Genomic DNA, 24,487 nt, shown 5'->3' with positions numbered 1-24,487 from the left:
CGCGGCAATGTGACGACCGGCTGCGGTCTGGGCCCGGTCAGGCGATCGCGCCACCCGACGACTGACGGCGGCGCAGCTTGTACGCGCCGACGCCGACGCCACCGAGCAGCAGCGCCGAGCCGGCGGCCAGGCTGCTACCGGTCATCGCCATCCCGCCGCCACCGGCGTGGACGCCGCCACGGGGCTTGCCCTCGCCACGGCCGCCCTCGTCGCCGCCACGGCCGCCGCCGTAGTCGCCGCCACGGCCGCCTTCGTCGCCACCGCGACCGCCTTCGTCGCCACCGCGGCCGCCCTCGTCGCCGCCACGGCCGCCGCCGTAGTCGCCGCCACGGCCACCTTCGTCGCCGCCACGGCCGCCCTCATCGCCTGTGGTGACCCGGGCCATGAAGCCGCCGCCGGCGTGGACGCCGCCACGCGGCCTGCCCTCGTCACGACCGCGGTCTCCGCCGCGACCGCCTTCGTCACGGCCACGGTCTCCGCCACGGCCGCCTTCGTCGCCGCCGCGACCGCCTTCGTCGCCGCCGCGACCGCCTTCGTCGCCACCGCGGCCACCTTCGTCGCCGCCACGGCCGCCCTCGTCGCCGGTGGTGACCCGGGCCATGAAGCCGCCGCCGGCGTGAACACCGCCACTGGGCTTGCCCTCGCCACGGCCGTGGTCGCCGCCGCGACCGCCTTCGTCGCCGCCACGGCCGCCGCGGCCACCTTCGTCGCCGCCACGGCCGCCGCGGTCGCCACCGCGGCCGCCCTCGTCGCCGCCGCGGCCACCTTCGTCGCCGCCACGGCCGCCGCGGTCGCCACCGCGACCGCCCTCGTCGCCACCGCGGTCGTGGTCGCCGGCGATGATGCCGGCCATGAAGCCGCCACCGGCGTGGACGCCACCGCGGGGCCCGCCCTCGTCGCGGCCGCCGCGGTCTCCACCGCGACCGCCCTCGTCGCGGCCGCCGCGGTCTCCGCCGCGGTCGCCGTAGTCGTTGTCCCGGCCCCCGCGGTCTCCACCGCGGTCGCCGTGGTCGTCACGTCCGTGGTCGTCGCCGCGCGAGGACGTGGCGCCGTTGTTGGGCCCCGAGTCCGCCGCCGTGACCATGGCGTAGGCGGAGGGGCCAGTGATGGCGAGGACCGCTGTGACAGCGGCCGAAGCGAACAGTGTGCGGGCAGAGCGCATCTGAACACATTCCTTCCGCCGCGACTGCGAAGAGTGACTGGGTGTCGACTCAGTGTGAAGCAGTGGCGACGTGATCCACCGTCAGCCGGAATGCGGTTCCGCGCCATCGGGACGCGCCGCATTCGAGCTAAGCCCTGGTCCCTTCGGGTGGCGAAGTGCCGATTATCACCCGTTGGACTGCACGCGGTGCCGCGCGAGGTTTGGGCGGCGCCCTTCCACCCGTTTGCTGGCATGGCGGTACCGCCGTCCGGCCGTGTTCCCGCCCGGCGGCCATCCCTCGGACTGACGTGAACGACGCCTGGAACAGGGGTGGTTCGGATGGTGCTCTCGGTGCGTACGGTGAGGTGCAAAGGTGCGACGCCCGCTGGGGTGCTGTCGGGAATCACCCCTCGAATCCGCGTGGCGGTGCTTGTGAACCGGCGACGCGCCGAAAGCCGGGGTGCTTGCCCTCGACCGCCTCGGTGTGATCGAGGGGCGGCGGGCGTGCGGGCCGGGGTGGTCGACGCGCGGGCGGGACGTCGGCCCGTCGTGCCACCGACCCACCCGCCGGCTGGCCGTCAGGTGGCCGGGCCGTCCTGGACGGACTCCCGGCCGGTTCGGATCTCCCGCACCACGTGGGCCGGGTTGCCGACCGCGACGACATCGGCCGGCAGGTCCTTGGTGACGACCGCACCCGCGCCGACCACGGTGTTCTCGCCGATCGTCACACCGGGGCAGACGATGACCCCGCCGCCGAGCCGGACGTTGTCACCGATGGTGATGGGCCGTGCCGCCGCCCACTTCGCCCGGCGGGGCTCGGGCTCGACCGGGTGGGTCGGGGCGAGGAGCTGGACGTTCGGACCGATCTGCACGTCGGCCCCGATGACGATCGGTGCGACGTCGAGGAGGGCGGCCCCTCGCGGCCACCGCGTCCGTACCCCTCACCACCGTGCACCAGCCCACCGACGACAAGGGCGAGACGGCGGCCCGGCTGCTGCTCGGACGCACCGGACGGCGTTCGGCCGCTCCCGCCGCGGTGGCCCGGGAACCGCCCAACCCGCCTCGTCATCCGTTCCAGCACCGCCGCGGCCCCGGAAGCGGAGTGACGACCCGCCGCCGGTGAAGCCGCCGGTAAATCGGTTGTCGTGGGGGGCGGCGCCTGCTGTACTCCCCGCAGCAGTCGATCGACCGAGGAGAAGATCATGCGCGGAAATCTCATGTTCATTCAGACGGAAATTGCCACCGCTCTCGAATACATGGAGTTTCGTGCACACGCTGAATCTGGGAATTCTGGCGCATGTCGACGCCGGTAAGACGAGCCTGACCGAGCGGCTGCTTCACACAGCCGGTGTCATCGACGAGATCGGCAGCGTCGACGACGGGAACACCCAGACCGATTCCCTGGCCCTGGAACGGCGACGCGGCATCACGATCAAATCCGCGGTCGTCTCGTTCGCCATCGACGACATCACCGTCAATCTGATCGACACACCCGGCCACCCGGATTTCATCGCAGAGGTGGAACGGGTACTGAACGTGCTCGACGGTGCCGTGCTGGTCGTCTCCGCGGTGGAGGGCGTCCAGGCGCAGACCCGTGTTCTGATGCGGACGCTGCGCCGCCTGCGCATTCCGACGCTCGTTTTCGTCAACAAGGTCGATCGCGGCGGCGCGCGGGAGCAGTCCGTTCTGCGCGGCATTTCCGAGAAGCTGACCCCGGCCGTCGTCGCCATGGGGAAGGTCGACGGGGCCGGTGGCAGGGCCGCCCGCTGTACGCCGTACACCGCCGCCGACGCGGACTTCGCGGACCGGCTGACCGAACTGCTCGCCGATCACGACGACGCGCTGCTGGCCGCCTGCGTCGAGAGCGCGGCGGCCCTCCCGTACGGCACGCTGCGCGAGGCGCTGTCGGCGCAGACCGGGCGGGCGCTGGTGCATCCGGTGTTCTTCGGCTCGGCGATCACCGGCGCCGGGGTGGACGCCCTGATCGGCGGGATCAAGGAGCTGCTGCCGGTGAGCGAGGGCGATGCGGACGGGCCGGTCTCGGGCACCGTCTTCAAGGTGGAGCGGGGTCCGGGCGGCGAGAAGATCGCGTACGTCCGGATGTTCTCGGGCACGGTACGGATCCGCGACCGGGTGCCCTTCGGCCGGGGCGGAGGAGAGCACGGCGACGGACAGGGCGAAGGAAACGGGAAGGGCGAGGGGAAGCGGGGCGACGGGAAACGGGGCGACGGGCGCGGCGAGGGGAAGGTGACCGGGATCAGCGTCTTCGACCGCGGTGCGGCCGTGCGCGAGCCCGCGGTCGGCGCGGGCCGCATCGCGAAGCTCCGGGGCCTCGGGGACATCCGGATCGGCGATACGGTCGGCGAACCGGGGACGAGCGCGCCGGACCGCTGGTTCGCCCCGCCGACACTGGAATCGGTCGTGGTCCCTTGTCCTCCGGCGAGCAGGGGCGAGCTGCATTTCGCACTCGCACAGCTCGCCGAGCAGGACCCATTGATCAATCTGCGTCAGGACGACATCCGGAAAGAGGTGTCCGTCTCGCTCTACGGCGAGGTGCAGAAGGAAGTCATCCAGGCGACGCTGGCCGATGAATTCGGAATCGACGTCACCTTCCGCGAGACCACGACCATTTGTCTGGAGCGGCCGAACGGCAGTGGTTCGGCGTACGAGGTCGGCGATCAGGACCCCAATCCCTTTCTGGCGACCATCGGCCTTCGCGTCGATCCCGCCCCGATCGGAAGCGGTATCGAATACCGGCGGGAGGTGGAACTGGGATCGATGCCGTTCTCCCTGATGAGGGCGGTGGAGGAGACCGTCGGCGAGACCCTGCGTCAGGGAATCCACGGTTGGCAGGTCACCGATTGCGTCGTCACCATGACGCATTCCGGCTATTGGCCCCGGCAGAGCCATTCCCACGCCGTCTTCGACAAGAGCATGTCGAGCACCGCCGGGGACTTCCGCAATCTGACCCCGCTGGTCCTCATGAGCGCGCTGCAGCGGGCCGGCACCACGGTGTACGAGCCGATGCACCGCTTCCGCCTGGAATTCCCCGCCGACCTGCTCGGCCCGCTCCTGCCCGTACTCGCACGGCTGCGGGCCGTCCCCGGAACACCGGCCGTGCACGGTGCGGCCGGTGTGCTGGAGGGAGAGATCCCGGCGGCCCGGGTCCATGAACTGCAACAGCAGCTTCCGGCCCTGACGCGTGGCGAAGGGGTCCTGGAATCCGACTTCGACTGCTACCGGGCCGTCGTCGGTACGGTCCCGGACCGGCCGCGCACCGACCGCAATCCGCTCAACCGCAAGGAGTACCTGCTGCAGACGGTGCGCAGGATCGCCGCCCGAGGGGATTGACACCGGCCCGGACCCGCCCGGCACGGTCCGCTGCCCGTGCCGGGCCGTTCCGGCGCCTTCCGGCGCCTTCCCGCGCCTGCCCGGACCGGTCCGGGCGCCTTCCCGCCCGTGCCCGTACCTGCCCGGACCTGCACGGCTCCCGTTTCGCCCCGTTGTAAGGCACCCTGGGCTGCCGCCCACCACCGCCCGCAGGGGGTCAGTACACCGTTGTCCAGAGTTGAGATCGCACACGAGCAGAACCGTCTCGACATGCTTCACGCCCGTGTGGAGGCGCTGCGCGCGTACGCCGGGCAGCAGCTGACCGGTGTGCTGCGGGAGACCGGCGGGACCCGGCAGGGGCGGCTGGAGCGGGAGGCCGCCGCGGCCCGGTACGCCGGGCAGGTCGCGCGGTACGACGCGGCCGAGAACGGGCTCTGCTTCGGGCGGCTCGACCTGCGCGACGGGGAGCGTTACTACATCGGCCGGATCGGACTGCCCGCGGAGTCCGCCGACGAGGATCCGCTGCTGCTCGACTGGCGGACCCCGGCGGCCCGCGCCTTCTACGTCGCCACGCCCGCGGCCCCGCACGGGGTGCGCAGGCGCCGCCACCTCGCCACCCGTGGCCGGCGGGTCGTCCGGCTCGACGACGAGGTGCTCGACCGGGACGGAGTGCCGGACAGCGAACTGACCGGCGAGGCGGCCCTGCTGGCCTCCCTCGACGCCGGGCGCACCGGCCGCATGCACGACATCGTCGCCACCCTCCAGGCCGAGCAGGACGCGATCATCCGCTCCGACCACCGCGGGGTCCTCGTCGTCCAGGGCGGGCCCGGCACCGGCAAGACCGCCGTCGCCCTGCACCGGGCCGCGTACCTGCTCTACACCCACCAGCAGCTGGCCTCCCGCGGTGTGCTGGTCGTCGGCCCCAACCCCACCTTCATCGGATACATCGGACAGGTCCTGCCCGGCCTCGGTGAGAACAGCGTGCTGCTGTCCACCGTCGGAGAGCTGTACCCGGGGATCCGGGCCGACCGTGCCGAGGAGCCGCAGACCGCCGAGCTCAAGGGCCGTACGGAGATGGCGGCCGTGATCGCGGCGGCGGTACTCGACCGTCAGGTGCCGGCGGGCGCGACGCTCGAAGTCGAGCTCGACGGCGATGTCGTCCGGCTCGATCACGAGGAGTGCGTACGCGCCGCCGACGCCGCCCGCGCGACCCGGCTGCCGCACAACCTCGCCGCGCCCGTCTTCCGGCGCGAGATGGTGACCGCGCTCGCCCGGCGTTCCGTGGCGGCCACCCGGGCGCTCGCCGACCGGCTGGAGGCGGACATCGCCGAGGTGCTCGCGGAGGCCGGTCTCGACCGTGCCGTACGCGACGACCTGGAGGCCCTGCCGGGGCTCCTCGACGACGACTCGGCCGCCGCTCGGGAACGCACCGAGGCCCAGGACATCGCGGACGCCCGGCGACTGCTCGCCACCGACGCCGACGTACGGGCCGCGCTGGACGCCCTGTGGCCGCCGCTCACCCCGCAGCAGCTCCTCACCGAGCTGTACGGGCAGCCCGCGCGCCTCGCTTCGGCCACGACCGGACTCACCGACGAGGAAAGAGGGCTGCTGTTCCGTACGCCGGACGGCGGCGGCTGGAGCGCCGCCGACGTACCCCTCCTCGACGAGGCCGCCGAACTGCTCGGCCAGGACAACCGGGCGGCCGAGGCGGCCGCCGCGCACGAGCGCGCCGAGGGCGTCGCGTACGCCCAGGGCGTCCTCGACCTCGCGGCGGCCGACGGGGAGGACGAGGAGGACGGCGGCCCGGCCGGACTGGTCGACGCGCAGACCCTCGCCGAGCGCCATGAGGAACGCACCACCCGTACCGTCGCCGAGCGGGCCTTCGCCGACCGGAGCTGGGTCTTCGGGCACATCATCGTCGACGAGGCGCAGGAACTCTCCCAGATGGCCTGGCGGCTGCTGATGCGGCGCTGCCCGACCCGTTCCATGACCCTGGTCGGCGATGTCGCCCAGACCGGTGACGAGGCCGGGGCGTCCTCGTGGGCGTCCGCGCTCGCCCCGCACGTCGGCGACCGGTGGCGGCAGGCATCGCTCACCGTCAACTACCGCACCCCCGCCGAGATCATGGCGTCCACCACCGATGTGCTCGCCGCGCTCGGCCCCGGTCTCGAACCGCCGCGCTCGGTACGGGAGACGGGTGTCGCCCCCTGGCGGCTGCGAACCCGGGACACCGCGCGCACCCTCGCCGACCTGGCCGCGAAGGAGGTGGCGGCGCTGGACGAGGGCAGGCTCGCCGTGATCGTCCCCGACGCGCGGCGCGACGAACTGGGGGCCGCGGTGGCGCGGGCCGTGCCGGGAGCGGCGTACGGGGACGAGCCCGACCTGGAGAACCGGGTCGTGGTCCTCGGCGTGCGGCAGGCCAAGGGGCTGGAGTTCGACGCGGTGCTGCTGGCCGACCCCGCGGCCGTCCTCGGCCGTTCGGCACGGGGCCTGAACGACCTGTACGTGGCACTGACACGGGCGACACAGCGACTCGGCATCATCCACGAGGGACCGGCCCCCGGGGTACTGGCGGCAGCGGTGACGGAACTGCGCTGAGACGGGGGACGGGGCGCGGGGGATGGGGGACGGGCGCGGCGGGCCGGGGAAACCGATCCGCCACCGGCCGACCCGCCGTCCCGCCCTGCAGCTTGTCCCGCCGGCCCCGGCGACGACTCCGCCGCCGGCCCCGGCGACGACTCCGCCGCCGGCCCCGGCGACGACTCCGCCGCCGGCCCCGGCGACGACTCCGCCGCCGGCCCCGGCGACGACCCCGCCGCCGGGGCCGGCGGCCGCCCGCGCCGCGCGGGCCCGTCAGTTCAGCAACGCCCGCGCCGCCCGTGCCCGCTGCCGGATCGCTTCCGCCGTCTCGGGTTCGACCCCCTCGACCACGTCCGCGTACTCCTCCATCTCCGCGGCCCCGCGCGCGAACTCCCCGCTCTGTACGAGCAGCTGAGCCCGCTCGTAGCGCAGCCGGGCCGGATGCGAGGGCAGCAGCAGCGAGAGGTCCACCGCCCACAGCGCGACATCCGTCCGCTCCGGACGGGCCGCCGCCCACGCCCTGATGTTGTTCAGGATCCGCAGCACGATCTCCAGTGGCCGCGCGGGCACCAGCATGGACTCGTCGAGCGGTTCCCCGATCGCCCCCGCCACCAGCAGCTCCGCGTCCTGCCCGGTCATCGGCCGGCCGCCGTCGAAGGGGTCGGCCAGCACCCGCTCGGCCGGATCGCCGAACCCGACGACGAAATGACCGGGCAGCGCCACCCCGTACACCGGAGCGCCCGCCCGCCGCGCCACCTCGATCCACACCACGGACAGCAGGATCGGCAGCCCGCGCCGCTGCCGCAGCACCTCGTGGAGCAGCGACGAACCGAGCCGGTGGTAGTCCGCCGACGAGCCCGCGAAGCCGCACCGCTCGCCGAGCAGTTCGGCCAGGGCCGAGGCCCAGGCCCGGCCGCCCCGCACTCCGTACGGAAGCCGGCCCGCCAGCTCGTCCAGTTCGATCTGTGCCGCGTCGATCCCGTGCGCGTCCAGCGCGGGGTCGGCCACCGCGGCCAGCAGCAGGCAGAGCAGCGCGAGGTCCGGCCGCTCGGCGCGCGCCTCCTCGGCGAAGCGGCTGCGCGGGTCCTCCCTTTCCGGGTTCATGGGATGCCTGCCTCCGTCACGCCGGCCGGAAGTGGTGATACCGATGATGGACCGCGAACCCCATGCCCTCGTAGAGCGCCCGCGCCCCCTCGTTGTCCGTCTCCACCTGCAGCCACGCCGCCGACGCGCCCTCGTCCAGGGCCTTGCGGGCGAGCGCGGTCATCACGGCGGTGGCGAGCCCCCGGCGCCGCTGCGCGGGATCGACCTCGACGGCCATGAAGCCGGCCCACCGCCCGTCCACCACGCACCGTCCGATCGCTGCGGGCGCCGCATCCCCGGCGCCACCGGGCACGGAGGCGAACCACACCGAAGGGCCGCCGCGCAGCACCTCCAGGACGTGCGGTCCCGGTGTCTCGAAGCGCTGATACCGGGAGAGCCACGCCTCGTCGAGGTCCCGGCTCAGCCGTACCTCCGACACATCGGCGTCCAGATCGGCGATCGGCGCGAGGGCGGCGATGCGGACCTCCGCCGTCACCTCGCGCCGCCACCCGCGCTCGTCAAGCTCCGCGCAGAGCCGTTCCTGGGTGCCCTCGGCGCCGGTCGCGGTCTGGATGTACGCGGGCAGACCACGCTCCTCGTACCACCCCCGGACGCGCCCGAGTGCCTCGTCGAGCGGTATGCCCGGATCGCCGAGCGGCAGGACGGAGTTGGCGCGCCGGGTGAACCCCTGTGCGGCGCGCAGCCGCCAGTCGCCCAGCGGCTCGCTCTCCACCGGCGGCCAGGCGCGGGCACAGACCCGCGCGAGTTCGTCGAAGGAGGCCGCGGGGCCGCGTCGGCGGGCCGGCGCGGCGGGTACGACCTTGCCCGCCACCAGCGTCGATTCCGTGATACGGACGGAGTCACCGCTCTTCGTTGTGATCGACAGCACACCAGTGTCCCATGATGTGAGAACACCAACCGTGTCGGTGAACTTCGCTCCCCGCGGGCCACGCTCGGTCACGCAACGGACTGATACACGTTTGCCCACGTCAGCCGGGGTGATTCGGACTTCGAGTTGTCCGCCGATGGTGAATTCCACAGCTCTCTCCGCCCCTCCTGTTCGGTTCGTGCCCGGGAACGGAGATACTAGGGGCGGGCATCGACGACGCCGCGCTCCCGCGCGAGAGCCAACGCCCTACCGAGGAGGAACGACAGCGTGACCTACGTCATCGCGCAGCCTTGTGTCGACGTGAAGGACAAGGCCTGCATCGAAGAGTGCCCCGTCGACTGCATCTACGAGGGCCAGCGGTCCTTGTACATCCACCCGGACGAATGCGTCGACTGTGGAGCCTGTGAACCGGTGTGCCCGGTCGAGGCGATCTTCTACGAGGACGACACCCCGGAGGAGTGGAAGGACTACTACAAGGCGAACGTCGAGTTCTTCGACGACCTCGGGTCGCCCGGTGGTGCCTCCAAGCTGGGCCTGATCGAACGCGACCACGCGTTCATCGCCGCGCTGCCGCCGCAGAACCAGTAGTCAGCGGCAGGCACGTGCGTCGCCCCGGTCCCGTACGGCTCGTCACCGTGCGGGACCGAGGCATTTCCACGGCCGAGCGGCCCGAGTAACCCCCGTACGAGAAAGCAGAGATCCGTGTCCGCAGTCTCCTCCCGTCTCCCGGTCTTCCCCTGGGACAAGCTCGCGCCCTACAAGTCGACGGCCGCCGCCCACCCGGACGGCATCGTGGACCTCTCCGTCGGCACGCCCGTCGACCCGGTGCCCGAGCTGATCCAGCGGGCGCTCGTCGCCGCGTCGGACAGCCCCGGCTATCCGACGGTGTGGGGGACCGCCGAACTGCGTGACGCGATCACGGGCTGGGTGGAGCGGCGGCTCGGCGCGGTCTCCGTGGCGCACGAGAACGTCCTGCCGGTCGTCGGCTCCAAGGAACTGGTGGCCTGGCTGCCGACCCAGCTCGGGCTCGGCGCGGGCGACAAGGTGGCGTATCCGCGCCTGGCCTACCCGACGTACGAGGTGGGCGCCCGGCTCTGCGGCGCCGAGCCCGTGGTCTACGACGACCCGACCGAGCTCGACCCGGCCGGCCTGAAGCTGCTCTGGCTCAACTCGCCGTCCAACCCGACCGGCCGCGTCCTGGCCAAGGACGAGCTGACCCGGATCGTCGCCTGGGCGCGCGAGCACGGCGTGCTGGTCTTCAGCGACGAGTGCTACCTGGAGCTGGGGTGGGAGGCCGAACCCGTCTCCGTACTGCACCCCGACGTCTGCGGCGGCACGTACGAGGGCATCGTCGCCGTCCACTCGCTCTCCAAGCGCTCCAACCTGGCCGGGTACCGCGCGGCCTTCGTCGCGGGCGACGCGGCCGTGCTCGGTGAGCTGCTGCTGATCCGCAAGCACGGCGGAATGATGACGCCGGCCCCGGTCCAGGCGGCGACGGTCGTGGCGCTCGGCGACGACGAGCACGTCGCCGAGCAGCGGACCCGTTACGCGGAGCGGCGCGCGGCCCTGCGCACGGCGCTGGAGGCCCATGGCTTCCGCGTCGAGCACAGCGAGGCGAGCCTCTACCTGTGGGCGACCCGCGACGAGCCGTGCTGGGAGACCGTGGCGTACCTCGCGGAACTCGGCATTCTGGTGGCGCCCGGCGACTTCTACGGGCCGGCCGGTGACCGCTTCGTACGCGTGGCGTTCACCGCGACGGACGAGCGGGTGGCCGCCGCGGTCAAGCGGCTGGCCTGACAGCCCGGCGATCCCACGCGCGGGGCCCCGGGAGTGCGCACTCCCGGGGCCCCGCGCGTGTGTGGTGCCGACGGACCGGGGTCAGCCGACCGGCAGGCCCTTCATGGGCAGACCGCCCTGGGTCGCGGCACCGGCGGCGCCGCCGAGGACCTCGCCCGCGCTGCCCGCCGCACCTCCGGCGGCGTTCTGGACGGCGGGGGCGGCCTGGGCGCCGGCCTTGCCGACGGTCTTGCCCGCGACCGGGAGGGTCGTGCCGACGATCTTGCCGCCGGTCTCGCCCGCCGCCTTGGTGCCCTGCTGGGACGCGCCGTCGACCGTCTTGCCGAGGCCGGCGCCGTCGACGGTGGTCAGACCACCGAGCTCCGGGGTCTGCGGGAGCGCCGCGGCACCTGCGGATCCGGCCGCACCGACCACGGGGGCCGCACCCGCGGCGATCAGCAGCGCGGCACGGGCGATCCGGCGGGTCAGGGGGAGGGACATGATGCTCCTTCGACGGGATGAGGAATCGGTCAGTCCGTTGATCGGACGCAATGACAACCGTCGAAAGGGCGGGGGAGGTTGCGGTGGGACGCGGTAAAGAGTCGGCAATGCGTCACATAATCCGCAGCGGATGAATCCGGGCAGACGCCGCATTCCCGAACAGTCCGATGAACCGTCACTTCCCTTTTTCCCCAAGAGAATTCGGGAACGGGGGACAAGCGGTGAGGGCGACGGGTGACGGGCGTCCCGCAGAGGCCGGATGACACCTCCGGGGGATCGCCCCTACTGGTGTGCGAGCCGTATGCGGACCTCAGTGGTGCCCGATTCCTTACGGTCCGTCCGCCAGCCCGACCCGGCCTCCCACACCCGGCCCGCGTACGTGACCTCGTCCAGGCGGAGCGCCTCGGACTGCGCGACCGCCCAGTGCGCGAGCTCCCAGCCGCGCCGCGCCGGGTCCTCGGTTCCGGAGGCACGGGACGCTCGCACCGGCACCGAGACCGTGCTCGTCACCGCTGTACCGGCCGCGCCCTTCCCGTCCTTCGTCGACGGCGCCCTCGCGGGCAGCACGTCCTTGCCGAACGCGCGCACCAGCTCCGCCCGCACCTTCGCCGCATCGGCCGTCGCGGCCGTGGCCCGCGGCGGCGCGCAGTTCAGCGCGGCGGGGGTGCGGCCGGTCAGCGCCGCCGCCAGCAAGGCCGCGTCCGGCTCGTGCTTCGCGTACGCCTGCGGGTAGCCGCTGCGCTGGACCCGCTGCGCGGCGACCGTCAGCGGCAGCCGCGAATAGCCGGGGACCTCGGCCAGATGCCGGTAGAACTCCCCCGAGGAGTAGACCGGGTCGAGGATCTGCTTCCCGGTGCCCCAGCCCTGCGAGGGGCGCTGCTGGAACAGTCCCAGCGAATCCCGGTCCCCGTGCTCGATGTTGCGCAGCCCGGACTCCTGCAACGCGGTCGCCAGCGCGATCGTCACCGCGCGCTCCGGCATCCCGCGCGAGGTGCCGACCGCGGAGATCGTCGCGGCGTTCGAGGCCTGCTCCGGGCTCATCCGGTAGGTGCGGCCCTTGCCGGCCGATCCGTCGGCGGACTCCACGGCGCACCCTTCGATGACCCTGCTGCCGGATATGTACTGCACGGTCAGATAGCCGCCGAGGGCGGCGAGCACGACAAAAGCGGCCGCGATACGGGAGAGGCGGCTGCGGCCGGTGTGTCGGCGGGCGGGGGAGACGGTCCGGGGCACGGAGCCACCGTACTGGAGTGCTCCGCCGGGGCGGAGGGCCCAGTCCCCCCGGCCCGTTCCCGCCGGTCCGTTCCCCTTCGATTAGGGTCGGGTACATGCCCGAAAGCACGCTTGACCTCACCTTGGACGGCCCGGCGCTGACCGCCCGGCTCGTCGACTTCCCCTCGGTCAGCGGTCAGGAGAAGGAGCTCGCCGACGCGATCGAGTCGGCGCTGAGCACCCTGCCGCATCTGACCGTCGACCGGCACGGCAACAACGTCGTGGCCCGGACGAACCTGGGCCGGGCCGAGCGGGTCGTGCTCGCCGGGCACATCGACACCGTGCCGATCGCCGACAACGTCCCGTCACGGCTCGACGACGACGGCGTGCTCTGGGGCTGCGGCACCTCCGACATGAAGTCGGGCGTCGCCGTCCAGCTGAGGATCGCCGCGACCGTGCCCGAGCCCAACCGCGACCTCACCTTCGTCTTCTACGACAACGAAGAGGTCGCCGCGCACCTCAATGGGCTCGGCCACATCGCCGACGCCCACCCCGACTGGCTGGCGGGCGACTTCGCGGTCCTTCTGGAAGGCTCCGACGCCGAGGTCGAGGGCGGCTGCCAGGGCACCCTGCGGGTCTTCCTGCGGATGGAAGGGGAGCGGGCCCACTCCGCGCGCGGCTGGATGGGCTCGAACGCCATCCACGGCGCCGCTCCGGTCCTGGCCCGGCTCGCCGCGTACGAACCGCGCCGCCCGGTCATCGACGGGCTGGAGTACCACGAGGGCCTGAACGCGGTCCGGATCGAGGGCGGCGTCGCCAACAACGTCATCCCCGACGCCTGCACCGTCGTCGTGAACTACCGGTACGCCCCCGACCGCTCCGCCGAGGAGGCGCTGGCCCACGTCCACGAGGTCTTCGCGGACTGCGGCGTCGTCGAATTCACCGTCGACGACCACTCGGGAGCGGCCATGCCCGGCCTCTCCCACCCGGCGGCCAAAGCGTTCATGGCGGCGGTCGGCGGCACCGCCCGGCCCAAGTTCGGCTGGACCGACGTCTCCCGTTTCGGCTCTCTCGGCGTTCCCGCGGTGAACTACGGCCCCGGCGACCCGCTCTTCGCGCACAAGCGCGACGAGCACGTGGTGGTCGAGCGGATCACCCACTGCGAGGAGCGGCTCCGCTCCTGGCTCACCAGCTGACCCACGGTATTCCCCTGTCCGTAACCTCCATGGATCTACCCTGGCCTGAGCACGGATGGTCATCGCCGGTGGTCATCGATCGTCGTCGGAGGGAGCGGATCATGGGCAACCCCGAGGGAGCGCACGTCCCCGAGGAGCAGCGGCTCGGACCGGTACTGCGCCGCAGGGAACAGGTACAGCCCGGCACCACGGATCAGCGGCTGCTGGACACCGAGGGCGACTCCGAGTGGGTGCACACCGACCCATGGCGGGTGATGCGCATCCAGTCGGAGTTCGTCGAGGGATTCGGCGCCCTCGCCGAGCTGCCGAGCGCCATCAGCGTCTTCGGCTCGGCCCGCACCCCGGCCGGCGGGCCGGACTACGAGGCGGGTGTACAGATCGGCAGGGCCCTGGTCGAGGCGGGCTTCGCGGTGATCACCGGGGGCGGCCCCGGAGCGATGGAGGCCGCGAACAAGGGTGCGCGGGAGGCGAAGGGAGTCTCGGTCGGCCTCGGCATCGAGCTGCCCTTCGAGTCCGGGCTCAACCCGCACGTCGACATCGGCGTGAACTTCCGTTACTTCTTTGTCCGAAAAACGATGTTTGTGAAGTATGCTCAAGGGTTTGTCGTCCTGCCCGGCGGCCTCGGCACGCTGGACGAACTCTTCGAGGCCCTCACCCTCGTCCAGACGGGCAAGGTCACCCGCTTCCCGATCGTGCTGTTCGGCACGGCGTACTGGAGCGGGCTGGTGGACTGGCTGCGGGACACGGTGGTGGCGCAGGGCAAGGCGTCCGAGCACGATCTGCTGCTGTTCCACGTCACGGACGACGTGGACGAGGCGGTCAACCTCGTGACGAAGGAGGTCGGCTCCCGGTAGTACGGGCCTCCGCGGCGACCGAGGAGCGGGGTCAGGGCGGGCTCCCGGTCACGGGAAGGGGCCGGTCGGCGGACATCCCGGCCGTCAGGGGGAGGGGCGGTCGGCGGACATCCCGGCCGTCAGGGGTAGGGGGCGGTCGGCGGACACGCCCGTTCCGGGTGCCCCTGCGCCCCTTCCGCTTCCTCGCCACCCCGCGCCCCGGTCACGCCGCCCCCCGGAGGGCGCCCTGACCCGCGTCCGGGTTATGTCGGCCTTCTCCGAGCGACCGCCGGTCCTGTCCGCCGCCCCGCGTCCCGGTTATGCCAGCCCTCTCCGAGCGACCGCCGGTTCCCGGTGCCCCGCGATGGAGGCCACCATGTCCAGCACCTGCCGCGTCTCCGCCACCTCGTGCACCCGGTACACCTGCGCCCCCAGCCATGCGGAGACGGCCGTCGTCGCCAGTGTCCCGATCACCCGTTCCTTCACCGGCCGGTCGAGCGTCTCGCCGACGAAGTCCTTGTTGGACAGCGAGACGAGGACCGGCCACCCGGTCTCGGTCATCTCGCCGAGCCGACGCGTCGCCTCCAGCGAGTGCCGGGTGTTCTTCCCGAAGTCATGACCGGGGTCGATCATGATGCCGTCCGGCCGCACCCCCAGCTCGACCGCCCGCTCGGCCAGTCCCACCGTCACCCGCAGGATGTCCGCCATCACGTCGTCGTACACGACCCGGTGCGGCCGGGTCCGCGGCTCGGCGCCGCCCGCGTGCGTGCACACCAGACCGGCGCCGTACCGCGCGGCGACCTCCGCGAGCTTCGGGTCGACGCCTCCCCACGCGTCGTTCAGCACATCCGCCCCGGCCTCGCAGACCGCCTCGCCGACATCGTGGCGCCAGGTGTCGACACTGATCACCACGTCCGGGTGGCGGCGCCGCACCTCGGCGACGAACCCCACCGTGCGACGGGCCTCCTCCTGGGCGGTCACCTCTTCGCCGGGGCCCGCCTTCACGCCCCCGATGTCGATGATCGCCGCGCCGTCCGCCACGGCCTGTTCGACCCGGGCGAGCGCCGGCTCGTCCCGGAACGTCGCGCCCTGGTCGTAGAAGGAGTCCGGGGTACGGTTCACGATCGCCATGATCACCGGCTCGTGCGCACCGAATTCACGTCGGCCCAGCCTGAGCGCACCGCTTCGCATCCCGTGTTTCTCCTCTGGTAGATCGCCCCATGGGTCGCCTGCGACCCTAGCGGCCTCGCCCACGACAGGGAGCGGGCTGCGCGGTCGCGGGGCGTCGGGGCCCGCTCCCTGCCGTGGGCGAGGCCGTGACTGTCAGTGCCGCATGGCACGATCGGACCCGGACAGGTTTCCGCTCCCGGGGAGATGCGCGTGTTCTGGTTCTTGCTGCTGGCGATGGTGGTGGTCGTGGCCGCGGTCACCCTCGCGGTGGTCGGCGGGGGGAAGAGTGCCGTCCTGCAGGACGTGGCGCCCGAGCGGCTGACCGACCCGCTGCCCGCGACGCGCCCGGTGGGCCGCGCGGACGTCGAGGCGCTGCGGTTGCCGGTGGCCGTGCGCGGCTACCGCATGACGGATGTCGACGAGGCGCTCGACCGGCTCGGGGCGGAGCTCGCCGAGCGGGACGCGCGCATCGCGGAACTGGAGTCGGCGCTGGCCGGGGCGCAGGCGACCGCGGTCGGCGGCCCCGATCTGCTCAAGCCGCCGGAGGGCCGGCCGGAGCTGACGTGGGAGCCGCCGGAGGACCGTCCGGCCGCACCGGGGGAAGCCCCCCGCCAGGACCCTCGACAGGACCCGGGGCAGGACGTCCGACGGCCCGGCGAGCAGGGAGAGGAGCCCCAGCGATGAGCGGCGGCCCGGAAGCGGCCCCGGACGGGGGCCTGCGCTGCCCGTGGGGGCTCTCCACCGAGGACTACCTCACGTATCACGACACCGAATGGGGCCGCCCCGTCCACGGCGACGACGCCCTCTTCGAACGGCTCTGTCTGGAGGCGTTCCAGTCCGGTCTTTCCTGGCTGACGATCCTGCGTCGCCGAGAGGGCTTCCGCTCCGCCTTCGCCGGGTTCAAGATCGCCGCGGTTGCGGAGTTCACCGACGCCGACAAGGAGCGGCTCCTCGCCGACGCCGGGATCATCCGCAACCGGGCGAAGATCGAGGCGACCCTCGCCAACGCCAAGGTGCTGGCCGACTGGCGCGCCGGTGAGCTGGACGAGCTGATCTGGTCCCACGCCCCCGACCCGGCCGCCCGCCCGGCCCCGCTCACCGTCGGAGACGTTCCCGCGGTCACCCCGGAGTCCACGGCCCTGGCCAAGGATCTGAAGAAGTGCGGCCTGCGCTTCGTCGGACCCACGACGGCCTACGCCCTGATGCAGGCCTGCGGCCTCGTCGACGACCACCTGGCCGACTGCGTGGCGCGCGGCGGCGGGGCGTAGGACCCGTCGGGTGGACCGGGGCCGGACCGGTCCCGGTGGCTACCGGCCGAGGTACTTCGGCTTCTCCTTGTTCAGGAACGCCCGCACCGCGATGGCGTGGTCCTCGGAAGCGCCCGCCCTCGTCTGGAGTTCGTCCTCCTTCACCAGCGCCTCGCTCAGCGTGTGGGTGGCGCCGTGGGCCAGGGACTCCTTGAGCGAGGCGTACGCCACCGTGGGACCGGACGTCAGGGTGCGGGCCACGGCCGCGGCCTCGGCGGCCAGGTCGGCGGCGGGCACCAGCTTGTTCACGATGCCCAGCTCGTGGGCGTCCTGCGCGGAGATCGAGCGCGGGAAGAACAGCAGGTCCGCGGCGCGGCTCTGCCCGATCAGCCGGGGCAGCGTCCAGGAGACGCCCGAGTCGGCGGTGAGGGCCACTCCGGCGAAGGACGTGTTGAACGAGGCGGTGTCGGCGACCACCCGGTAGTCGCAGGCGAGCGCGAACCCGAAACCGGCACCGGCCGCGACACCGTTCACCCCGGCGACCACCGGCTTGGGCATCTCGGTGATGGCCCGCACGATCGGGTTGTAGTGCTCCCGCACGGTGCTCAGCGCATTGCCGCCGCCGGACTCGCGGGCCTCGTCGAGCTTGCCGATGTGCTCCTTCAGGTCCTGGCCGACGCAGAAGGCGCGCCCCGTCGCGGTGAGCAGAACGGCCCGTACGTCGGCGTCGGCCGCCGCGGACCGCAGTGCGTCACGGAGCGCCACCTTGGCCGCGGTGTTCATGGCGTTCATCGCGTCGGGACGGTTGATCGTGATCGTCGCGAGCCCCTCGCTCACCTCGTAGAGCACGCTGTCCGCCATCCGGTCGGCCATTTCGCTGTCCCCTCTGCGCCTCGGGCAATGCCTGTCCAGGCAAGCATGGCCGACTCCGGCGCGAGCGAACATGTGACCTGCGTCTAACAATTGCGCCCTGATGAAGGGGTGAAGGGGACGGAGTATCGCAGCTGGATCGCCGAATTGGGTGGTTTTGAGAAAGCGCGTTGCGTAAGCGATGCAGACCGATGTTGGTCATCGGGGTCTGTGATGCGGGATAATGGCCTGGAAGCAATGTGTTCGATGCCGGTGACACAGCGCCTGTCATGGGGCCGCCGGTTGCGATGAGCTGGTTTCAGGAAGGGGAACGAGCATGGCGGCCATGAAGCCGCGGACGGGCGACGGCCCGCTCGAGGTGACAAAGGAGGGGCGGGGCATTGTCATGCGCGTTCCGCTCGAAGGCGGCGGTCGGCTTGTCGTGGAGCTGACCCCGGACGAGGCCGATGCACTCGGCGACGCCCTCAAGAAGGTCGTCGGCTGAGCAGAGGCGCCCACACTTCATGACTGCCCCGGCACGGTGTCCGTGCCGGGGCAGTGATGCGTTCACGCCAGGCCGAGCAGGGCCGGTCCGGTGGTCGGAACATCGCGGCGGCGGAAGCGGGCCGGTCCGGCGGCGGAGGACGAGCCCGGACGCCCCGGGTGCGGGACGAGGGCCCTGTCCCGGCCCGCTTCCGCCGCTCCTCAGCCCCGCCGCACCGCACACAGCAGGCCGTCGCCCACCGGCAGCAGCGTCGCCATCAGCTCCTGGCTCTCCCGCACCGCGCGCAGCAGTTCCCGCAGCCGCAGAACCTCCGCGGGCTGTGCCGCGGAATCGACCGTACGGCCGTCGGCGAACACGCCCTCGAAGCAGACCAGGCCGCCCGGCCGCAGCAGGCGCAACGATTCAGCGAGACAGTCGAGGCTCTCCAGCCGGTCGCCGTCGCAGAACACCAGGTCGTACCCGCCGTCCGCGAGCCGTGGCAGTACGTCCAGGGCGCGGCCGGGAATGAAGCGGGCCCTGTTGGTCGCGAACCCCGCGGCCCGGAACGCCTCACGGGCGAACTGCTGGCGCTCGGGCTCCGGGTCGACCGTGGTCAGCACCCCGTCGGGCCGCATGCCGTGCAGCAGATAGAGTCCGGACACGCCCGTCCCGGTGCCGATTTCGGCCACCGCTTTGGCGTCCGTCGTGGCAGCGAGCAAGCGCAGCGCGGCGCCGGTACCTGGCGACACCGAGCGAAGCCCTGCCTCCCGGGCCCGGTCCCGGGCCCAGCGCAATGCTTCGTCCTCGGCGACAAAGGCGTCGGCGAACGCCCAGCTCGTCTGCCGGTTGGCGGTAATGACCCTCTCCTGTCCCCGTAGTTGGCGCAACGGTGACTGTATCCGCTGTACCCGGGAACCCGCTGATGGGACCAGGCGTTGTCCAAGGGCAGGGGAAAGCGCATGGAATCGGCCCGCGGATCGGGTCCGGGAACCATGGGCCGACGGTACCCGGGGTGACCCCCGGCCCCAGCAGGAAAAAGGCTTATCCGGAGCTAACGGGCGAGGTGGCTATGGTAGGGGCTCCACTGGACACCACCAGAGCCGATAGGGGAGGTGCGGCTGCGCCTGTGGATCGGAGAGGAGCGCTTCGGCGCTTTCTCAGGTCGGCGGGTGAGCCGAAATCCGTGACCAACATTGCTGACCGTTCTTCCAACGACTCCGTAACGACCGCGACCTTCGCCTCAGATGCGGACTCCCAGGCGTGGACGCCGCCCTCATGGGAAGAGATCGTCAGCACGCACAGCGGCCGTGTCTACCGCCTCGCCTACAGGCTGACGGGCAACCAGCACGACGCGGAGGACCTCACCCAGGAGGTCTTCGTCCGCGTGTTCCGGTCGCTGTCGACCTATACGCCGGGCACCTTCGAGGGCTGGCTGCACCGCATCACGACCAACCTGTTCCTGGACATGGTCCGCCGTAAGCAGCGGATCCGCTTCGACTCCCTCGGCGACGACGCCGCCGAGCGGCTGCCGAGCCGTGAGCCGTCCCCGCAGCAGGTCTTCAACGACACCCACTTCGACGCGGATGTGCAGCAGGCGCTGGACACCCTCGCGCCCGAATTCCGTGCCGCCGTCGTGCTCTGTGACATCGAGGGCCTCTCGTACGAGGAGATCGCCGCGACGCTGGGCGTGAAGCTCGGCACCGTGCGCAGCCGTATCCACCGCGGTCGCTCGCACCTGCGCAAGGCGCTGCGGCACCGTTCGCCCGAGGCCCGCGCCGAGCAGCGCTCGCTGGCGGGCGCGATCCTGGCAGGGGAGGGCGGAACGGCGTGAGTGGCACAAGTCCGACCCCTGCGGAGCAACACCTGGGGGACCGACTCGCCGCGCTTGTCGACGGCGAACTGAAACACGACACCCGAGAGCGGGTGCTCGCGCACCTCGCGACCTGTGCCAAGTGCAAGGCCGAGGCTGCCGCCCAGCGGCGCCTGAAGAGTGTCTTCGCTCAGTCCGCCCCGCCTTCGCCGTCCGAGGGGTTCCTCGCCCGGCTGCAGGGCCTTCCCGGGGGACCGGGGGGTGACGACGACGGCCAGGGAAGACCATTCGGCGGCTCCGGGCGCTTCGCCGACGGGCTCTTCCCCGTGATCCAGCCGCCCGGCAGCCGCACGGAGTCGCCGGGCGATTTGCCCCTGGGCGGTTTCGGCTTCCTCCCGGACCCGCACGGATCGACCGCCGTACTGCCGGGTGGTTCCTCCCGCTCGGGCTTCCGGATCCATGAGGTGAGCCGCGAGGGGGACCGTTCGCCCTGGCGCGGCCGGAGATTCGCCTTCGCAGCCGCCAGCGCCGTCTCGCTGGCGGCCATCGCGCTGGGCGGCGCCCTGCCGACCGGCGCGGGTTCCGGCACCCCGGCGCGGGCCGCGGGCACCGGAAACACGGTGACCCCGCTCGACACGACTTCCCGCGGTGAGAACACCGGCGCCGCGAGCCGCCGCGGCAGCGGCCAGGGCTCGCTCGCCGCGACGGAGGCGGGCGACCGCTCGATCGCCGCGGCCGGTCCGCCGCCCGTGCCGGAGGCCACACAGGCACCGCTCTCCGCCGCCCCCGCGCTGCTCACCTCCGGAAGCCTCACGGACAGCACCTTCGCCGTCCCGGTCCTGACCAATGTGTCCGCGCCACCGCTGATACGTCCGACCGGCACCTCCCCGCTCTTCGTCCGAGTGCTCGGAAGACTCGCCCCGCCGCCCCCCTCGCCCTCCGCGCAGCCGTCGTGGACGCCTCCGTCGGCCTCCGCCCTCCCCACCCCCGCCGATCGCGGTCTTCCGCTTTCCTCCCGGCGCTGACCAAGGTCTGCGCAGACCTTCGCAAACCTGGTTGAATTCCGGGAGGAATTCCGGGAGGAATTCCGGGAGGCACGCCCCTGCCGGGGCGTGCAGAGGCCAGTCGCGGCAGTTGCGGGGAGAGCATGGAAGACGGGAAGTCCACGGGGCCGAAGGCGAAGTGGTGGAGCCGGCCCGCGCCGGGACGCACCGCCCGCACAGCGCCGGACGAGCCGTCCCCCGTAGAGGACGCGGTGTCCGCAGCCGATGTGACGGCCGATGTGACGGATCCGACGAGCGTGGCACAAGCGTCCGCGCCCGACGCGCCGCTCCAGCCGCCGGCTCCGGAGTCGGCGGCGCACCCCCCGGCCGCGGAGCCGGCGTCGCAGCCCCCGGCGGTCGAGCCCGTGGCATCCGTACCGGCCGCGCGGCCCGCGCCCCTGCACGAGCCCGATCAGTACAGCACCCCGCCGTACGGCGGACCCGGCCCCTGGGCGCCCGCACCGCCCGTACAGCGACCGGTCCCGACCCCGGCGCACGGCACCCCCGTACCCCCGCAGTACGCGGCTGCGACGAACGGAGCCGGCCGGCCCGACGCCTCCACGGCCGCCCCCGGTTTCACACCTCCGCCCCAGCACTCACCGCCCCAGCACCCCCAGCATCACCAGTCCCAGCACCCCCAGGGTGTGCAGCCCGTGCTCCAGCCCCAGTCGACGCAGTGGCTCCAGTACGACCCCTGGGGTGCGCCCCGGCAGCCGCTGACCAATCCGGGGCCGCCGCTCGGGGCCGACAACGGCCGGAAGAAGAGCCGCCGCGGTTCCCTCCTCATCGGTGCGGTGCTGCTCGCGCTGGTGGCCGGTGGCATCGGCGGCGGCATCGGCTCCTACATCGAGCGCAACGGCGGTCTCACCCAGATCGACCTTCCGCAGGCCGGCCGGAACAGCGGCGGGCGCGCCCCCGACAGCGTCGCGGGCATCGCCGCCAGTGCCCTGCCCAGCGTCGTCACCCTCCACGTCAGCGGGACGGCAGAGTCCGGCACCGGCACCGGGTTCGTTCTCGACAACCGCGGCCACATCCTCACCAACAACCACGTCGTCGCCCCGGCCGGGTCCTCCGGAGAGATCACCGTGACGTTCAGCGGCGGCGAGACCGCACGCGCCGAGGTCGTCGGCAAGGACAGCGGCTACGACCTCGCCGTGGTCAAGGTCAGCGGCGTCTCCGGCCTCAAGCCGCTGCCGCTGGGCAACTCCGACAATGTGCAGGTCGGTGACCCGGTGGTGGCCATCGGCGCCCCCTTCGACCTGTCCAACACGGTGACCTCCGGCATCATCAGCGCCAAGGACCGGCCGATCACCGCGGGCGGCGAGAAGGGCGACGGCAGCGACATCAGCTACGTCGACGCGCTGCAGACCGACGCCCCGATCAACCCGGGCAACTCCGGCGGCCCGCTCGTCGACACCGATGCCCATGTCATAGGTATCAACAGCGCCATCCGCGCCGCGGACAACGGTTCGAGCACCGAGGGCGGGCAGGCCGGGTCCATCGGTCTCGGCTTCGCCATTCCGATCAACCAGGGCAAGCGAGTCGCCGAGGAGCTGATCAACACCGGGAAGGCCACCCACCCGGTGATCGGCGTCACATTGGACATGAAGTACACCGGCGACGGCGCCAAGGTCGGCACGAAGGGCGCCGCCGGCAAGTCCGCGGTCGCGCCCGACGGGCCCGGGGCCAGGGCCGGGATCAAGCCGGGGGACGTCATCACCGCGGTCGACGGTCAGCGGGTGCACCGCGGCGAGGAACTGATCGTGAAGATCCGCGCCCACCGGCCCGGCGACCGTCTGGACCTCACCCTGACCCGTGGTGGTAAAGACCTGTCCATCTCTTTGACTCTTGGCTCCGCAACCGGCACGTGACCGCCACGGGACGCTACCGCGCGGGTAGTTTCGACCGGTACCGTGGGCCGGGTCCGGACCACAACCGACCTGGTCTCGGAGAACACGAGGAGCAACAGGGTGTTCAATGACATAGGCCCACTGGAGCTGGTGACGCTCGCGATCCTGGGCGTGCTGATCTTCGGCCCGGACAAGCTGCCCAAGGTCATCCAGGACGCCTCGCGCTTCATCCGTAAGATCCGCGAGTTCTCGGAGAGTGCCAAGGAGGACATCCGTACGGAGCTCGGCCCGGAGTTCAAGGACTTCGAGTTCGAGGACCTCAATCCCAAGACGTTCGTCCGCAAGCAGCTCATGGACGGCGGCGACGACCTGGGGCTGAAGGAGATCCGCGAGAGCTTCGACCTGCGCAAGGACCTGGCGGAGGTCACCGACGCGGTGAACGGCCGGGAGAGCGCCGCCGTGGAGTCCGCGGACTCCCGCAGCGGCGTGTCGGGTGGCTCGGCGATCACCGCCGCCAACGGCTCCGCCGGGACTCCGGACCTGCTCAAGAAGCGTGAACAGCCCGCGAAGGACGACCGCCCGCCGTTCGACGCCGACGCCACCTGACCGCAGTCAATCCCGACTCGTCCGGACGGTATGGCTATTCTCCATCTGTCCGGTTGTGAGGACGCCCGTGGGGGGCGGGCCGCTCCGGACCCCAGGGATCGAGGAGGCGGCCGGGCAGATGGAGACGACCAGTCGGGTGGGCGCGGAAGGCGCGCCGGACACAGCCACCGCAGAGGGGATGCCGGCGGCCCGGCGTACTGTCGACGGATATCTGGCTGCTCCGTTTCCCTGGTACGCGCTGGACGAGGCCTTCACCGGCCCGCGGCGGCTGATGCAGGTGGGCACCGCCGCGGACGGCACGGTGCAGCACGGCTCCATCGGGCACGGTGACGAGCCGTCGGTACGGGCCGACGCGGGCGCCGAGAAGCAACGATTCGCCGTCGTCGTGACGGTGGCCAGCAGCCCGGTGCGGCACAGCGGTGACGGTACGGGGGTGCTGGACGCGACCACGGTCTCCTCCGCGGCCTGGCTGGCCGGGTCCGGTCTGCTGGCCTGCACATGGCCTGCGCAGATGGATCACTCACTGCGTGACGACTGGCTGGACCAGCAGACGGAGACGGCGTTCGAACTCGCCGACGATCTGGACGGCCCCGCGTGGTCGGTGCTGTCGTTGCCGGTGGACGGCGTCCCCGTGCCGTTCCACTACCGAGAGTCCGAGTTCGGCTGGGTGCTGGCGGGATCGGCGCGCGGCGGGGTGCACATCGGCGCGTACGGGCGGGGAATGAGCGCGTACGGACTGGGTTTCTCGGTGATCGGCGACATCACCACGTACGCGTAGGGCCGGGCGCGGGGCGGTGACCGGTCCCGTCCGGTTGCCTCCCCGTTCGCGACCCCGTTCCCGTTCCCGGACGGGCCCGAGGAGCGGACCCGTCCGGCGAGCGAGGACG

23 protein-coding genes and 1 pseudogene are annotated in these 24,487 nt (G+C 72.3%); 16 read left to right on the top strand and 8 right to left on the bottom strand.

Annotated features, from left to right (window positions below):
- Positions 1–166 precede the first annotated feature (166 nt).
- Complete coding sequence (locus tag ACZ68L_RS06855; protein WP_469574735.1) at positions 167–1,453, top strand: hypothetical protein; 1,287 nt, start codon at positions 167–169, stop codon at positions 1,451–1,453.
- Positions 1,454–1,719: 266 nt separating this feature from the next.
- Here ACZ68L_RS06855 and ACZ68L_RS06850 read toward each other — a convergent pair.
- Positions 1,720–2,058 (bottom strand): annotated as a pseudogene (locus tag ACZ68L_RS06850) (DapH/DapD/GlmU-related protein); the annotation flags it as partial.
- Between ACZ68L_RS06850 and ACZ68L_RS06845 the strand changes: the two are divergent.
- The 3 genes from ACZ68L_RS06845 (at position 2,034) to ACZ68L_RS06835 (ending at position 7,069) form a co-directional block, all read left to right on the top strand.
- The gene (locus tag ACZ68L_RS06845) at positions 2,034–2,264 is read left to right on the top strand and encodes a hypothetical protein (protein ID WP_469574733.1); all 231 of its coding nucleotides are present in this window, start codon (positions 2,034–2,036) and stop codon (positions 2,262–2,264) included. The pseudogene ACZ68L_RS06850 and the gene ACZ68L_RS06845 sit on opposite strands and share 25 nt — an antisense overlap.
- A gap of 143 nt (positions 2,265–2,407) precedes the next feature.
- Positions 2,408–4,492, top strand: a complete 2,085-nt coding sequence (locus ACZ68L_RS06840; RefSeq protein ID WP_469574731.1) for a GTP-binding protein — start codon at positions 2,408–2,410, stop codon at positions 4,490–4,492.
- A 249-nt stretch (positions 4,493–4,741) separates the two neighbouring features.
- The gene (locus tag ACZ68L_RS06835) at positions 4,742–7,069 is read left to right on the top strand and encodes a HelD family protein (protein ID WP_469574729.1); all 2,328 of its coding nucleotides are present in this window, start codon (positions 4,742–4,744) and stop codon (positions 7,067–7,069) included.
- A 255-nt stretch (positions 7,070–7,324) separates the two neighbouring features.
- On the opposite strand, the gene ACZ68L_RS06830 is transcribed toward ACZ68L_RS06835, so the two are convergent.
- Entirely contained in the window at positions 7,325–8,155 is an 831-nt protein-coding gene (locus ACZ68L_RS06830) for a transglutaminase-like and tetratricopeptide repeat-containing protein (protein ID WP_469574727.1), read from the bottom strand.
- Positions 8,156–8,171: 16 nt separating this feature from the next.
- Complete coding sequence (locus ACZ68L_RS06825; RefSeq protein WP_469574724.1) at positions 8,172–9,173, bottom strand: GNAT family N-acetyltransferase; 1,002 nt, start codon at positions 9,171–9,173, stop codon at positions 8,172–8,174.
- A gap of 117 nt (positions 9,174–9,290) precedes the next feature.
- On the opposite strand from ACZ68L_RS06825, the gene fdxA reads away from it, so the two are divergent.
- Positions 9,291–9,611: a ferredoxin gene (fdxA, locus tag ACZ68L_RS06820; RefSeq protein WP_018956287.1), complete on the top strand. Its 321-nt coding sequence runs from the start codon at positions 9,291–9,293 to the stop codon at positions 9,609–9,611.
- A gap of 114 nt (positions 9,612–9,725) precedes the next feature.
- The gene (gene dapC, locus ACZ68L_RS06815; RefSeq protein WP_469574723.1) at positions 9,726–10,820 is read left to right on the top strand and encodes a succinyldiaminopimelate transaminase; all 1,095 of its coding nucleotides are present in this window, start codon (positions 9,726–9,728) and stop codon (positions 10,818–10,820) included.
- Between the two features lie 81 nt (positions 10,821–10,901).
- On the opposite strand, the gene ACZ68L_RS06810 is transcribed toward dapC, so the two are convergent.
- Together ACZ68L_RS06810 and ACZ68L_RS06805 are read right to left on the bottom strand one after the other, a co-directional pair.
- Positions 10,902–11,300 (bottom strand): ATP-binding protein, encoded by a 399-nt coding sequence (locus ACZ68L_RS06810; protein WP_469574720.1) that lies wholly within the window; start codon positions 11,298–11,300, stop codon positions 10,902–10,904.
- 282 nt (positions 11,301–11,582) lie between these two features.
- A complete protein-coding gene (locus ACZ68L_RS06805; protein WP_469574718.1) occupies positions 11,583–12,533 on the bottom strand; it encodes a VldE C-terminal domain-containing protein in 951 nt (316 codons plus the stop codon).
- Positions 12,534–12,628: 95 nt separating this feature from the next.
- On the opposite strand from ACZ68L_RS06805, the gene dapE reads away from it, so the two are divergent.
- On the top strand, positions 12,629–13,708 hold the full coding sequence (gene dapE / locus ACZ68L_RS06800) for a succinyl-diaminopimelate desuccinylase (protein ID WP_469574717.1): 1,080 nt from the start codon (positions 12,629–12,631) through the stop codon (positions 13,706–13,708).
- 101 nt (positions 13,709–13,809) lie between these two features.
- Positions 13,810–14,562, top strand: a complete 753-nt coding sequence (locus tag ACZ68L_RS06795; RefSeq protein ID WP_469574714.1) for an LOG family protein — start codon at positions 13,810–13,812, stop codon at positions 14,560–14,562.
- A 297-nt stretch (positions 14,563–14,859) separates the two neighbouring features.
- Here the strand turns inward: ACZ68L_RS06795 and folP are convergent, their stop codons facing one another.
- Positions 14,860–15,732 carry a dihydropteroate synthase gene (gene folP, locus ACZ68L_RS06790; protein ID WP_469574713.1) on the bottom strand — a complete coding sequence of 291 codons (873 nt, stop codon included), beginning with the start codon at positions 15,730–15,732 and terminating at the stop codon, positions 14,860–14,862.
- 183 nt (positions 15,733–15,915) lie between these two features.
- Here folP and ACZ68L_RS06785 point away from each other — a divergent pair, with 183 nt between their 5' ends.
- The gene (locus ACZ68L_RS06785) at positions 15,916–16,395 is read left to right on the top strand and encodes a DivIVA domain-containing protein (protein ID WP_469574711.1); all 480 of its coding nucleotides are present in this window, start codon (positions 15,916–15,918) and stop codon (positions 16,393–16,395) included.
- Positions 16,392–16,979 (top strand): DNA-3-methyladenine glycosylase I, encoded by a 588-nt coding sequence (locus tag ACZ68L_RS06780; RefSeq protein WP_469574710.1) that lies wholly within the window; start codon positions 16,392–16,394, stop codon positions 16,977–16,979. The genes ACZ68L_RS06785 and ACZ68L_RS06780 overlap by 4 nt, the downstream gene beginning before the upstream one ends.
- A gap of 39 nt (positions 16,980–17,018) precedes the next feature.
- On the opposite strand, the gene chcB is transcribed toward ACZ68L_RS06780, so the two are convergent.
- A complete protein-coding gene (gene chcB, locus ACZ68L_RS06775) occupies positions 17,019–17,831 on the bottom strand; it encodes a 2-cyclohexenylcarbonyl CoA isomerase (protein WP_469574708.1) in 813 nt (270 codons plus the stop codon).
- A gap of 313 nt (positions 17,832–18,144) precedes the next feature.
- On the opposite strand from chcB, the gene ACZ68L_RS06770 reads away from it, so the two are divergent.
- On the top strand, positions 18,145–18,312 hold the full coding sequence (locus ACZ68L_RS06770) for a DUF3117 domain-containing protein (protein WP_003966491.1): 168 nt from the start codon (positions 18,145–18,147) through the stop codon (positions 18,310–18,312).
- Between the two features lie 200 nt (positions 18,313–18,512).
- Here the strand turns inward: ACZ68L_RS06770 and ACZ68L_RS06765 are convergent, their stop codons facing one another.
- Positions 18,513–19,178, bottom strand: a complete 666-nt coding sequence (locus ACZ68L_RS06765) for an O-methyltransferase (protein ID WP_361449369.1) — start codon at positions 19,176–19,178, stop codon at positions 18,513–18,515.
- 182 nt (positions 19,179–19,360) lie between these two features.
- Between ACZ68L_RS06765 and sigE the strand changes: the two genes are divergently transcribed.
- The 5 genes from sigE to ACZ68L_RS06740 all read left to right on the top strand — a co-directional run bounded on the left by sigE (position 19,361) and on the right by ACZ68L_RS06740 (position 24,378).
- Complete coding sequence (sigE, locus tag ACZ68L_RS06760) at positions 19,361–20,122, top strand: RNA polymerase sigma factor SigE (RefSeq protein WP_469574707.1); 762 nt, start codon at positions 19,361–19,363, stop codon at positions 20,120–20,122.
- Positions 20,119–21,126 carry a zf-HC2 domain-containing protein gene (locus ACZ68L_RS06755; RefSeq protein ID WP_469574706.1) on the top strand — a complete coding sequence of 336 codons (1,008 nt, stop codon included), beginning with the start codon at positions 20,119–20,121 and terminating at the stop codon, positions 21,124–21,126. The genes sigE and ACZ68L_RS06755 overlap by 4 nt, the downstream gene beginning before the upstream one ends.
- Positions 21,127–21,248: 122 nt before the next feature.
- Positions 21,249–23,015 carry a S1C family serine protease gene (locus ACZ68L_RS06750; protein ID WP_469574704.1) on the top strand — a complete coding sequence of 589 codons (1,767 nt, stop codon included), beginning with the start codon at positions 21,249–21,251 and terminating at the stop codon, positions 23,013–23,015.
- 99 nt (positions 23,016–23,114) lie between these two features.
- The gene (locus ACZ68L_RS06745; RefSeq protein ID WP_469574702.1) at positions 23,115–23,600 is read left to right on the top strand and encodes a sec-independent translocase; all 486 of its coding nucleotides are present in this window, start codon (positions 23,115–23,117) and stop codon (positions 23,598–23,600) included.
- Positions 23,601–23,718: 118 nt separating this feature from the next.
- A complete protein-coding gene (locus ACZ68L_RS06740; protein WP_469574700.1) occupies positions 23,719–24,378 on the top strand; it encodes a hypothetical protein in 660 nt (219 codons plus the stop codon).
- The last annotated feature ends 109 nt before the right edge of the window (positions 24,379–24,487 follow it).

The organism is Streptomyces sp. NPDC104309, assembly GCF_055584025.1.
This window is presented reverse-complemented; position numbering and strand designations above follow the sequence as displayed.